This window comes from uncultured Dietzia sp., from assembly GCF_937873725.1.
Taxonomy (GTDB): Bacteria; Actinomycetota; Actinomycetes; order Mycobacteriales; family Mycobacteriaceae; genus Dietzia.
On sequence record NZ_CALMYY010000129.1, the window covers coordinates 1 to 11,509 of the forward strand.

The 11,509-nt window shown below is 72.9% G+C and carries 9 protein-coding genes and 2 pseudogenes; 4 read left to right on the top strand and 7 right to left on the bottom strand.

Going from position 1 to position 11,509, the window contains the following annotated elements:
• The first annotated feature begins 38 nt into the window (after positions 1–38).
• Positions 39–2,681 (top strand): ATP-dependent DNA ligase, encoded by a 2,643-nt coding sequence (locus Q0444_RS14370; protein WP_299023613.1) that lies wholly within the window; start codon positions 39–41, stop codon positions 2,679–2,681.
• Positions 2,682–3,306: 625 nt separating this feature from the next.
• On the opposite strand, the pseudogene Q0444_RS14375 reads toward Q0444_RS14370, so the two are convergent.
• Positions 3,307–3,915: pseudogene (locus tag Q0444_RS14375) on the bottom strand (CoA transferase); the annotation flags it as partial.
• Position 3,916: 1 nt separating this feature from the next.
• Here Q0444_RS14375 and Q0444_RS14380 point away from each other — a divergent pair.
• Positions 3,917–4,990 carry a CdaR family transcriptional regulator gene (locus Q0444_RS14380; RefSeq protein WP_291081860.1) on the top strand — a complete coding sequence of 358 codons (1,074 nt, stop codon included), beginning with the start codon at positions 3,917–3,919 and terminating at the stop codon, positions 4,988–4,990.
• Positions 4,991–5,017: 27 nt separating this feature from the next.
• Here the strand turns inward: Q0444_RS14380 and Q0444_RS14385 are convergent, their stop codons facing one another.
• The 4 genes from Q0444_RS14385 to Q0444_RS14400 form a co-directional block, all read right to left on the bottom strand.
• Positions 5,018–5,467: a type II toxin-antitoxin system VapC family toxin gene (locus Q0444_RS14385; RefSeq protein WP_291081858.1), complete on the bottom strand. Its 450-nt coding sequence runs from the start codon at positions 5,465–5,467 to the stop codon at positions 5,018–5,020.
• Complete coding sequence (locus Q0444_RS14390) at positions 5,464–5,694, bottom strand: FitA-like ribbon-helix-helix domain-containing protein (protein ID WP_291081856.1); 231 nt, start codon at positions 5,692–5,694, stop codon at positions 5,464–5,466. The genes Q0444_RS14385 and Q0444_RS14390 overlap by 4 nt, the downstream gene beginning before the upstream one ends.
• 90 nt (positions 5,695–5,784) lie before the next feature.
• The gene (ccsB, locus tag Q0444_RS14395) at positions 5,785–6,783 is read right to left on the bottom strand and encodes a c-type cytochrome biogenesis protein CcsB (RefSeq protein ID WP_291081854.1); all 999 of its coding nucleotides are present in this window, start codon (positions 6,781–6,783) and stop codon (positions 5,785–5,787) included.
• Positions 6,780–8,465 carry a cytochrome c biogenesis protein ResB gene (locus Q0444_RS14400; protein WP_299023616.1) on the bottom strand — a complete coding sequence of 562 codons (1,686 nt, stop codon included), beginning with the start codon at positions 8,463–8,465 and terminating at the stop codon, positions 6,780–6,782. Before Q0444_RS14400 ends, ccsB begins: the two co-directional genes overlap by 4 nt.
• 220 nt (positions 8,466–8,685) lie before the next feature.
• On the opposite strand from Q0444_RS14400, the gene Q0444_RS14405 reads away from it, so the two are divergent.
• Entirely contained in the window at positions 8,686–9,663 is a 978-nt protein-coding gene (locus Q0444_RS14405) for a WXG100 family type VII secretion target (RefSeq protein WP_367179760.1), read from the top strand.
• Positions 9,663–9,863, top strand: coding sequence for a hypothetical protein (locus Q0444_RS14410; protein ID WP_299023620.1), 201 nt, complete (start codon positions 9,663–9,665; stop codon positions 9,861–9,863). The genes Q0444_RS14405 and Q0444_RS14410 overlap by 1 nt, the downstream gene beginning before the upstream one ends.
• A 28-nt stretch (positions 9,864–9,891) precedes the next feature.
• Here Q0444_RS14410 and Q0444_RS14415 read toward each other — a convergent pair whose 3' ends face one another.
• Together Q0444_RS14415 and Q0444_RS14420 are read right to left on the bottom strand one after the other, a co-directional pair.
• A complete protein-coding gene (locus Q0444_RS14415) occupies positions 9,892–10,482 on the bottom strand; it encodes a hypothetical protein (RefSeq protein ID WP_291081844.1) in 591 nt (196 codons plus the stop codon).
• Positions 10,483–10,541: 59 nt separating this feature from the next.
• Positions 10,542–11,509, bottom strand: a pseudogene (locus Q0444_RS14420) (hypothetical protein); the annotation flags it as partial.

The following is an 11,509-nucleotide window of genomic DNA, read 5'->3' on the forward strand; positions in this document are numbered from 1 at the left end:
CGGTCGCCAGTGTCCGACCCAAGTGCCAGAGTGGACCCATGGCGAGCAAGGGCGGCAAAGAGTCGGTCGAGGTCGACGGGCGGACCATCCGGTTCACCCACGCCGACAAGGTGCTCTACGAGGCCACCGGCACCACCAAGGCCGATGTGCTGGAGTACTACCTGGCCGTCGCCCCGCTGCTCATGACGTACGCGGGCCGGCGGCCAGTGACCCGCAAGCGCTGGCCAGACGGCACCGGCGACAAGTCGTTCTTCGAGAAGAACCTTCCCTCCCATGCGCCCGACTGGGTGCCGCGCGTGGCTATCGAGCACTCCTCGCGCACCGTCCGCTACCCGGTGCTGGACTCCCCCGCTACGCTCGCGTGGTTCGCGCAGCAGGCCGCCCTTGAGCTGCACGTGCCCCAGTGGACCCTGGAGAATGACGAGCCGGGCCGGACACGCCGGATCGGGATCGACCTCGATCCGGGCCAGGACGTGGATCTGGATACGACGGCGAAGGTGGCCCTCCGCGTCCGCGACCTGCTGTCCGAGGCGGGACTCGACTCCTTCCCGGTGACCTCCGGGTCCAAGGGGATCCACCTCTACGCCCGGCTGGACAAGGCCGTCACCGCCGCCAGCGCTTCCAAGGTCGCCAAGCAGATCGCGCAGTCGCTCGCCAAGCAGACCCCCGACCAGGTCACCGCCACCATGAAGCGCTCCATCCGCGAAGGCAAGGTGTTCGTCGACTGGAGCCAGAACAGCGGCGCCAAGACCACCGTCGCCCCGTACTCCCTGCGTGGGCGGGTCGAACCGTGGGTCGCCGCTCCCCGCTCGTGGGAGGAACTCGGCGACGGCGGACTCGCGCACCTGCACTGGGACGAGGTCCTCAAGCGGCTGGACTCCGACGGCGACCTCCTCGACGGGCTCGAAGGCTCAGGTTCCGGTCCCGGTTCGGCCAAGAAGAAGCCGACCACGAAGTCGGCCGCGAAGAAGACTCCGGCGAAGAAGGCTGGATCCGAAAGCGGGAAGTCCTCGGCCGGTTCGGCCTCGCGGGCCAAGAAATCGGGGGGCGACAAGAAGAGCTCGTCGTCGTCGTCCGATGACGAGGACCCCGAGCCCGCCGACACCAGCTCGACCGACGTCGAGGGCTGCGACGCCGAACCCGCCAGCGAGGACGCCGTGGTCACCAGCCTGGCCGAGTACCGGCGCAAGCGGGATCGTCGGAAGACGCCGGAGCCGTTCGACGGCGAGGTCGAGACCGATCGCGACGACGTCGACGGGCCGATCTTCGTGATCCAGGAGCACCACGCCCGGCGCCTGCACTTCGACCTGCGGCTCGAGCACCACGGGGTCCTGGCGTCGTGGGCCGTGCCCAAGAACCTGCCGACCGAGCCCAAGGACCGGCGGCTGGCCGTCAACACCGAGGACCACCCGCTCGGCTACGAGACCTTCGAGGGCACCATCCCCAAGGGCGAGTACGGCGCTGGCCACATGACCATCTGGGATCAGGGCTGGTACGAGTGCGAGAAATGGCGCGAGGACGAGATCATCGTCTGGCTGCACGGCGACAAGGTCTCCGGCAGATACGTGCTCGTGCGCACCAGCGCGGAGAAGAACCAGTGGATCGTGCAGTACATGAAGGACCAATCGCCCGACTCCTTCTACGGGGGGCGCGGCAATCCGAAGTCGTCGTATCCCGAGGGCGATAAGCGTGCGCGCGACTCGGGCGAGGCGTCATCCCGCGACTCGGACACGGCCGACCGCCCCGACGCTCCCCCGCTGCCGATGATCCCCACCGCCGCCACCGTCACCGAGCTGCCCGACGACAAGTGGGCGTTCGAGGGAAAGTGGGACGGCTACCGGGTAACCATCGCGACCAGCGGAGCCGGCGGGCAGGCACGTCTGGTCAGCCGCAACGGCAACTCGATGGACTGGCTAACCGACGGCTTCCCAGGCCTGGCCGACGCGCTCGAGCGGCCCGCGGTGATCGACGCCGAGCTGGTGATCCTGGGCTCCGACGGCGTCCCCGACTTCGCCTCCCTGTCCAAGCAGGCCGCTGCCGAGGGCAAGGACTCCTCCCTGCCGTTGGAGCTGTTCGTCTTTGACGTCCTCGAGGTCGACGGCGTGGACCTGCGGTTACAGCCGTGGGAGCGGCGCCGAGAGGTGCTGGACCTGCTCTCCCCCGCCCTGACCAGCGTGGACCGAGTGCACGTGCCCTCCGTCCTCGACGGCCCCGGCCACCGCGCTCTCGCCCAGGCGGAGGAGTCCGGCTGGGAGGGCATCGTCGCCAAGCGACGGGACTCCCGGTACGAGTCGGGGCGGCGGTCCAAGGCGTGGCTCAAGGAGAAGCTCTTCACCACCACCGAGGCGGTCGTCGGCGGGTGGATGCCGGGCAAGGGTGGGCGCTCCGGCTCGATCGGCTCCCTGCTCCTCGGCCTACCCGCCGAGACCGGCCTCACCTACGTCGGCCGCGTGGGCACCGGCTTCTCCGAAAAGCAGGCGCTCGCACTTCTGGAGGAGTTGCAGCCGCTGCGCCGCCGCTCCAGCCCGTTTGTGCAGCAACTCCCCGACGCCCGCGACGCGATCTGGGTCCTGCCCAAGCTCGTCGTGGAGGTCCGGCACCAGGGATTCACCGAGGACGGGCACATGCGCCACTCCTCCTGGCGCGACATCCGCCGCGACAAGCTCCCCGGGGACCTATAAACCCCCGACTTTGGGCCTCCAAACCCACCGCACCCCCACCCCCCGGACACCGCGGGCCCGGCGGCCCCCGCCGCGGTCCTGGTCGCGGGCCCGCCGCGGTCTTGGTCGCGGGCCCGCCGCGGGCGTGGTCACGGGCCCGCCCCTGGTTTGGTCGCGGGCACTGCGGAATTGGTTGCACTCAGCGCGGCGAAACAGCCGATCCGCCGCGCTGAGTGCAACCAAACCGCCGCGCGGGACGCGGGGTGCGGAACGCAGGGTGCGGAACGCAGGGTGCGTGACGCGAAACCCTGGACCCGGGGCACCCCCACCCCTCATCACCGAATGATGATCGGCACCGCTGGCGCGGACCCGGGCCCGAGCGACGCCGTGAGGTTGTACCAGACCCAGAACAGCCATCCGAAAATCTCACTGGACATAGCCTCTTCACCTCCTGATTCATGGGCCGGACCTGTTTCGCGGCCCACGAGGTCAAGTCTGCGCGCGGCCTCAAACCCTGCCTACCCACCAAACCGCCCAAATCCGCCCGCCATCGGCCCAGGCGACTCCGCAATACTCGCTAAGTTCGTGGCAACGCCTAGCCGCTACGCGATCCTCGCCGGCAGCAGCATCCAACCACTCGGGCCCGTCACGACCCGTCCGGCGCCCAGCGGGCCATCACCGTCCGCAACTCCGCCGCAACCCGCGGTGGCGCCGCGCCCGCCGAGGTCTCCAGCCGCGGGGCGGCCGCGGGCATGGGGAATCCGCCGTCTTCCACAAACGCCGCCCGCTCGACGGCCTGCGGGTGCAACGGCGCCTCCCTCAGGCTCAGCACCGGCGTCACGCAGGCGTCGAGGGCGTCAAAAACCTCACCCCACTCGTCCCGACTCCGGGCCGCGAAGGCGCCTTCAAACACCTGCGTCAGCCCGAGCCAGTTCGCGGGGTCCCAGCGATCGGGCAGGTCCGCCGGAGACAAGCCGAGCCCCTCAACAAACCGGCCATAGAACACGTCCTCCAACGCCCCCACCGCCACAAAGCGACCGTCGGCGCACTCGTACGCGCGGTAGAACGGCGCGGACCCGTCGAGCAGGTTGGTCCCGCGGCGGGGCGACCACCGTCCGGCGTGCTCCCACGACCGCATGAGGGAGGTCAGGGAGCTCGCGCCGTCGGCCATCGCCGCGTCCACCACCTGGCCCACCCCGGTGCGCTCCCGCTCGTGCAGCGCGGCCAGCACGCCCACCAGCAGGAACATGGACCCGGTGGTGGACCTCGAGGGCGGCACCGCCGCCGTGTTCGACCTCGCCCACCGGGAGATCGGCTCGGCCCGCTCGACCGAGGGGCCGCCGGTCGACCTGCTGCGGCGGGTCCTGGACCAGGTCGCCGCGGACACCGAGCCGTCCGCGGGCCTCGTGACCAGGCACGCGGACGGCCACGTCGTCGCCGTCACCCCGGTGGTCACCGGGCCCGACCACCTGGGGTACGTCGCCTTTGCCAGCCGCGGCCCCGTGCCCGCGATCGGCCGGGTGCTGGGCCGCGTGGGCTCGGTGATCGCGCTGATCCTGCTGGGCCACCGCGCGCGCGACGAGGCCGACAACCGCGTGCGCGGCGAGCTGCTGGCGGAGGTCCTGGCCCCCGGCGAGCACGACCTCGAGGCGGTCGCCCGGCGGGCCGCCCGGCTCGGGGTGGACGTCGACGCCAGCCTCGTGGCGCTGGTGGTCGCGCCCGAGGGCCGGATGTCGCGGGCGCTGCAGTCCGAGTGCCGCTCCCTCGCCCGGGTCGAGAACGGGCTGGTCACCACCTACGGCGACCGCGGGGTGATGCTGCTGCCCGGGACCGACGCCGGCGCCACCGCCCGCGACGTGGCCGGGCGGCTGGCCGCGCACCGGGCGACGGTCGGCGCCTCCGGGCCGATCGCCGGCATCGCCGGACTCGCCGGGCTGGACGAGCACGTCGAGCGCGCCGGGCGGGCCGCCCGGTTGCTCCTCGCGCTGGACCGCGCGGGCGACGGCGCCGCCACCGACGAGCTGGGGCTGTACGGGCTGCTGTTCAGCGAGGTCGACCGCGGCACCGTCACGCGGCTCATCGAGCGCAACCTCGGGCCCGTGCGCGAGTTCGACCGCGCCCGCGGCACCGCGCTCCTCGACACCCTGCACGCGTGGTTCGCCGCCGACGGCAGCCCCTCGGCCACCGCCGAGCGGCTGTTCGTCCACGTCAACACGGTCTACCAGCGGCTCGACCGGCTCGACTCGGTGCTCGGCGGCGGCTGGCGGCGCGGCGACCGCGCCCTCGAGCTGAGGCTGGCACTGCGGTTGGCCGAGCTTCGCGCGGCGTGAGCCCGGCTTTCCCCGCGGGGCGTCCGACTATCCGCCGACGCTCGACCACGTCCAGGGATCAACACACGCGACGCCGAGTGGCTCGAAATGGCGGGTGTTCCTGGTCGCGATGATCATTCCGGACGCCTGGGCGACAGCCGCGATGAGCGCGTCATCCAGCGGCGCGCGATCCGGAACCCGGTACGTCGCCACGATGCGCGCGGCGGCCAGGTCAAAGGGAAGGACGCGCCCGGCGAAGGCCGGCAGAACCCGGGTGTCGAACCACTCGCGCAGGATCTCACCCTGCCGTCGATCCGAGCGCTCCTTGGCGACGATGCCCCGTTCGATCTCACCGATGGTCATCGCGGTGACGAACAGGTCGGTCACCGGCACGGATGACGCCCACTCCTCCACCGCCGGGTGCCTCCCTCGAACCCGCAGAGCGGACACGACGTTGGTGTCCAGGACGAACCTCGCCCGCTCCCCCTCTCCGGTCACAGCTCGGCGGCGCGCGCCGTGAGGCCGAGGCGGCCGGGCTCGAACTCGATGTCACCACCGACCTCGCCGGCGAGGAGGTCAACGAGGGTGCAGGGGTCCTCCGCCAGGGCCGCGGCGAGAATCTCCCGAGTCTCGGCCTCCACCGACTGTCGATGCCGCTCGGCGCGAGCCCGCAGGGCCGCCTTGGTCCCCTCGGGGAGATTACGGATCAGAATCTGTTCTGCCATTGCGACCTCCGATATCGCCGCCATGATATCGCCGATCGCAGTGGCTCGCCAGGGGAACCGCCCGAGGCTCGCCGTGAGCCCCCGGCGCGGCTAGTTCAGGCCCGCGTAGGAGTGCAGCCCCGAGACCACGATGTTGATGAAGAACAGGTTGAAGATGAGCACCGCGAACCCGGCGAGGTTGATCCACGCCGCCTTCTTGGCGCCCCAGCCGCTGGTCGCGCGGGCGTGGAGGTAGCCGGCGTACAGCACCCAGGAGACGAACGACGCGGTCTCCTTGGGATCCCAGCCCCAGAAGCGGCCCCAGGCACTCTCCGCCCACACGGCGCCGAGCAGGATGCCCACGCCGAAGATCGGGAACGCGATCACCGTGGTGCGGTACGCCAGCCGGTCGAGGGTGTCGGCGCTGGGCAGGGGGCGCGCCAGCCGCGCGCCCCAGCCGTGCTCGGCGCCCTGCGGCTGCCACACCCGCAGCAGGTACATGATCGAGGCCACGCCGGCGATGAGCAGGATCCCCGAGCCCAGCGAGATGATCGACACGTGGATCGGCAGCCAGTACGAGCGCAGCGCCGGGACGACCGGGGCGGCCTCGGAGTACAGGTGCGTGCCGCCGAAGAACAGCAGCGCCAGCACCGGGACCAGCACGTACGGCCACGCCACCTGCATCGCCGGCTTGCGCAGGAACACCAGCCCGGCGCCCACCGCCAGCAGCGTGGTGGCCAGGATGAACTCGTACATGTTGCCCCACGGGAAGCGGTTCGTGGCGATCCCGCGCAGCACCAGCGCCGCGGCTTGGAACCCGAACGCGACCATGACGAACAGCTGCGCGATCCGCGCCCACCGCAGGCTGCCCGCGGAGGAGCGGTCCTCGTCGCCGGTGTCGGTGAGGGAGGTGGACTCCGTGAGGCCCGGGCCGCCGGCGCCGACGAGCTCCCTCTCCGAGACCTTGGCCACGCGGAACCCCGCGTAGTAGACCATCGACGCCACCAGCGCCAGCACGTAGAGCCCGAAGGCCGTGCGGAACGCCAGGTCGGAGTAGGTCGAGAGGGTCTCGTCGACGGGCATGCCCTGGGCGAGGGTCAGTGTGATCACCGGGTGTCGTCCTTCCGCGGGTCGTCGCCGGTCGTGTGGCGACTGGATGAAGTGTGCTCCGGATCGGCCCCACCGGGCAACACGGGTGTGACGGCGGACGCGGCGACCAGCCGGTCCCGCAGCTCGTCGAACTCCGAGCCCCAGCCCGATCGGTCCGTCCGGGCGAGGCCTCCCAGGTCGACGCGGGTCACGTCGTCGTCGTCGACACTCACGCGCGCCCAGATCCTCCGGCGCCGCACCATCAGGCTGAGCACCAGCCCCGCCATCATCACGGCCGCCGACACTCCCACCCAGACCTGCGTGGGGTCGGAGGAGACCTGGAGGTTGACAAACTCCTCGGCGCCGTCGAAGCGGACGGTCGTGCCGTCGGGCAGGGTCGTGGACTCGCCGGGCATGAGGTTGACGCGGGCCCGGCGCTCGAGCGCGCCGGACTCGATGAGGTCGGAGTCCAGCGAGAACACCGACTGCGGGCGGCCGGTGTCCAGGCCGGCGTCGCCCTGGTAGACGTCGATCGCCACGGCCGGGTCGTCCATCCGCGGGAAACGGGAGCTGAGGATGGTGCCGTCGAACGACGCCGTGGGCGCGAACAGCCCCTGGACGGCGATCTGCTGGGTCCGCCGCTCCGCCAGGTCGGGGTACAGCCCGGCCGGCGGGTCGAAGCGCATGATGCCCGAGGACAGGAAGGTCTGGAGCTCGGTGGGCTGCCAGGGCTGGGTGTCCGTGCGGGTCTCCCCGTTGGGGAAGGTCACCGTGAACGTGGGCGCGAAGCCGTGTCCCTGCAGGTAGACGCGGGTGGAGCCGACGCGCAGCGGGTGGTTGACGCGCATCTCGTACGGCTGCCAGGTGGCCGGGTCCGTGGTGGCCACGTCCTCGGTGTAGCGCACGTTGGAGGTGAACATCTCGGCCTGGCCGTTGGGCAGATAGTCGGCGCGGAAGTCGGAGACCTTGATGCAGAACTGCTCGAGGTCCGTGCCGTCCACCAGCAGGCCCGCGCGGAACGAGTCGTAGGCGCTGGGGGTGGTGTTGCAGAACGCCGGCGACTCGGCGTTGGCGATGATCACCCGCATCCCCTCGGCGTAGACGAACTTGCCGGCGGCGAACATCACCAGCAGGGCGAGCAGGCCGAAGTGGAAGACGATGTTGCCCACCTCGCGGCTGTAGCCCCGCTCGGAGGAGAGCTCGATGGTGCCGGGGACGCGGCCGTCGCCGTCGTTGCGGCGGACCCTGCCCCTGAGCTCGCGGCGGATCTGGTCGGCCGCCTGCTCGGGGGTGGCCGTGGTGCGGTACGCGGCGTGGTGGGGCAGCCGGCCGAGGTTGCGGGGTGTGAGCGGAGGGGGCGTGCGGAGCTGGCGGACCAGCTCCACGCAGCGCGGGGTGAGGCAGCCGACCAGTGAGACGAACAGAAGCACGTAGATGGCGGTGAACCACCAGCTGGAGAACACGTCGAAGAGCTGGAGCCTGTCGTAGGTCCGGCCCAGCCAGCCGTTCTCGGCGATGTAGCTGGTGACGTTGCCCTGGTTGAGGCTGCGTTGCGGCAGGAGCGCGCCCGGGATCGCGGCCACGGCCAGCAGGAACAGCAGGATCAGCGCCGTGCGCATGGCGGTGAGGGTGCGCCACGCGTTGCGGAGGAACGCGGTGACGGCGGCCAGCGGGGAGCGGGCGGCGGTTCTGGGCTCTGGCATGGGGTCCATCTGCGGGTCGCGGCGCGCCGACCTGTCGCGGCGCCGGTCTCGACCCAGGTTAGTCGGGGGAACCTGAGCGGATCCTGGCAGGGTGCGGGGGTCCCGCCGCGGCGTGGCGAGGGTCTCCGGGCGGTCTCGGTGGAACCGGACGGGGGTCCGGGCCGTCGGACACTGTGACGGCGCAGGAGAGGGGATCGGCGTGACGTACACGATCGGCCGTGTGAGGCGGTGGGACGCGGGGGGTGTGACGACGACGAGCTCGACCGTCGCCGGGCGGCGGGCCACCGCCGAGGAGGCCCGCCGGATCCTGGGCGAGGGGCGGGAGAAGCTGGCCGGGGGCTGGGAGGGCGTCGCGGCAGAGGCGGTCCTGGACGCCGCCGAGGCCGAGAGGGCGCACGTCACCAAGCTCGCCGACGGCCTCGCCGACCTCGCCGACGTCCTCGCCCGCGCCGCCGCCGCCCTGGGGCCCGCGGTGCAGTCCGTCCGCGACCGGATCGCCGGCGCCGAGTCCGCCGGGCTCGTGGTGGGCGAGGATTCCGTGGGTCCCGCCCCCGGCCGCGAGGACGTCACGCAGGACACCGTGGACGGCCACGTCGAGGCCCTCGGCATGGCGCTCGACACCGTCAGGTCGCTGGACCAGCACTACGGTCGCGAGATCGACGCCGTGGCCGCGCGGCTGCACCAGGCGATCCCGCCGGTGGTCGACAGGCGGCCGATCCCGGGGCCGGACTCGACCTGGCCCGGGGTCGCGGCGGACGCGGTGACCGGGGCGGTCCAGGCCGGCGCCGAGGACCTCGCCGACGGGCTCGACCCCGCGACGCGGGGCAGGCACGTGCTCGACCCGGTGCCCGATGAGCTGGGGCGTCGCTACGCCGGCGGCCTGCGGGGGCTCGGTCGACTGGCCGGGCCCCTCGGCGCGGGGCTCACGGTGTACGACGGCATCGAGGGTTACGTCTCCGGGGAGACCACGGCCGGCGAGGCGGCCGCGGAGACGACCGGGGCTCTCGGTGGCGGAATGGCCGGCGGGGCGTTGGCGGGGGCGGCCGCGGGATCGTTCCTCGGCCCGGCCGGCACGGCCGTCGGGGCCGGGATCGGGGCGGCGGTGGGCGCGTGGGCGGGCAAGGAGGCGGTCGATCGGGTGTACGACGCGGCCCGGGGGGAGGGTTCAGAGGAGAACGCGGAGGGGGGGGGGAACTGATGGCGCGCGGCGGGCGGGATCCGATCGGCGGCGACGAGCCGCCGTTCTCGCGGTGGGACGACATCCGGCAGCGACTGCTCAGGCGGTGGCGCAACGACGACTTCGGCCGCCACACGATCTACTGGAGCGGCATCGTCCTCACCGGGATCTTCGGCTACGGGATCATCGTCCGCGTGGCGGAGGCTCTGGGGGTCGGCTGAGGCTGGGGGGTCGGCTGAGGCTGGGGGGTCAGTTCAGCATCACCCGGCACTCCTCCTCGGTGAACTCCTCGAGGCACTCCGTCCACTTGATCTGCTCTTCCACCCACGGGTGCCGCGGTACCTGCCCCACGTTGAGCACCCACCGGTAGTTGTCGCAGAGGATCGAGTTCCCGTCAGCGTCCACGGCCGTGCGCCCGATGTCCGCGCCGATGCAGCCGTCACCCAGCTGCGGCCCCGCCAGGCGGACGCTCTCCTCGACCGCCGGGTTGGGCGCCAGGTTCGGGTCCCGCGACCACGCCGCGCCATCGGTGTACTGCAGGCGCGCGCAGTAGGCCGTGGCACCGTCGGCAAAGGCGGCCACCGCCCCCCGCGGTCCGCATTCCGCGCCCTCGGTGACGGTCTCCACGGCGGGCGCCGCCTGGGTTGGCGGCGGCGGCGTGGGGCTGGTCCCGGAGGTCACGGTCACGGTCGACGAGGCGGCGGTCGAGGCTGCGCTGGACGTCGTCGCCCCGGGCGGTTCGGGGCCCTCCTCCGTCTGCGGACTCCCGCACGCGGCCATCACGAGTGCGACCGCGGCGACCACGCCTGCGAGCGTCGCACGATGCCCAGACCCGTTCATGTGATCAGTATCGACACCACGCCCGGTTGTCGACGGGCTTCCGGGCAACCGACCGCGACCTAGCGTCGCGCGGGCCCGCCACCGACACGTTCCCTCCCGATCGCCCGGCCGGCCTGCAGACCCCCCCCCCCGGGGCTCTGGCCCGCCCTTTTCGCGCGGGTGGCCTCGCGGCCGCTCTCGGGGGCGGACCCGCGCCGGGGCCCGGCGGTGGTCTCGGCGGTGGCCCCACCGATCGGCCCCGTCCGGCCGATCACCGCCGGCGCCACCTTGACCGGGTCACCGAGGATGGCCGACGTGTTGGTGGCGTTGGTCAGGTAGCCGGCCGGGGTGTGGCCGCGCCGGCCGTCGTTCTGCCCGGCACCCGCCGCTCCCATCATCCCGCCCACGGGCATCGCCCCCGGGCGCCCGGCCTGGGCGCCGCCAGTCGACGACGAGAACGCCCCCGCGCCCGGCTTCGCCGTCACCCCGCCCGCGGACCCGGCTCCGGGGGCACCCGCTGCCGGGCCCCCGGCGCCCGGCCCGCCCGTGGCCAGCCCCCCGACGCCCGGCCCGCCCACGCCGCCGAGGCCCGCCAGGGTTCCGGCTCCGCCCATCCGCGAGGCCCCCGCGCCCGCCGCCGCGGCCCCGCCACCGCCCAGGAGGCCTGCCGCCGAGCCGAATCCCCGGTCGCGATCACGGCTGCTCGTGCCGGAAGCGCCATTTCGGACGCCCCGGGTTCCGCCGGTCGCGCTGGCCAGGCCTGTCGGGGGCTGGCCCGGCGTGCCGACGGGTGAGAACGGCACCCCGGCCGCCTGCGTTGAGGCGTTGATGCCGCCGCCGGCACCGGCCTGACCAGCCGGCGCCGACCCTGCCGCTCCCCCGTCGGCCGTCCCCGACCGCGAGGCCAGGAGCGCCTGTTCTGTGGCGGCGTCGATGGCCGCGGCGGGGGGGCTCGTCGTCCTCCGGTCCATTCCCCTACCCGGCCCCGCGGCCCCCGCCCGCCCCCCCGCCCCCCCCGGGCCCGCCCGGCCCCCCCCCCCCCCCGCCG

Bases quoted from the DNA above. Each gene is read 5' to 3' on its own strand.
- Q0444_RS14390 (WP_291081856.1), bottom strand. From the start codon at position 5,694: ATGGCAGAACAGATTCTGATCCGTAATCTCCCCGAGGGGACCAAGGCG.
- Q0444_RS14415 (WP_291081844.1), bottom strand. From the start codon at position 10,482: ATGAACGGGTCTGGGCATCGTGCGACGCTCGCAGGCGTGGTCGCCGCG.
- Q0444_RS14400 (WP_299023616.1), bottom strand. From the start codon at position 8,465: ATGCCAGAGCCCAGAACCGCCGCCCGCTCCCCGCTGGCCGCCGTCACC.
- Q0444_RS14410 (WP_299023620.1), top strand. From the start codon at position 9,663: ATGGCGCGCGGCGGGCGGGATCCGATCGGCGGCGACGAGCCGCCGTTC.
- Q0444_RS14370 (WP_299023613.1), top strand. From the start codon at position 39: ATGGCGAGCAAGGGCGGCAAAGAGTCGGTCGAGGTCGACGGGCGGACC.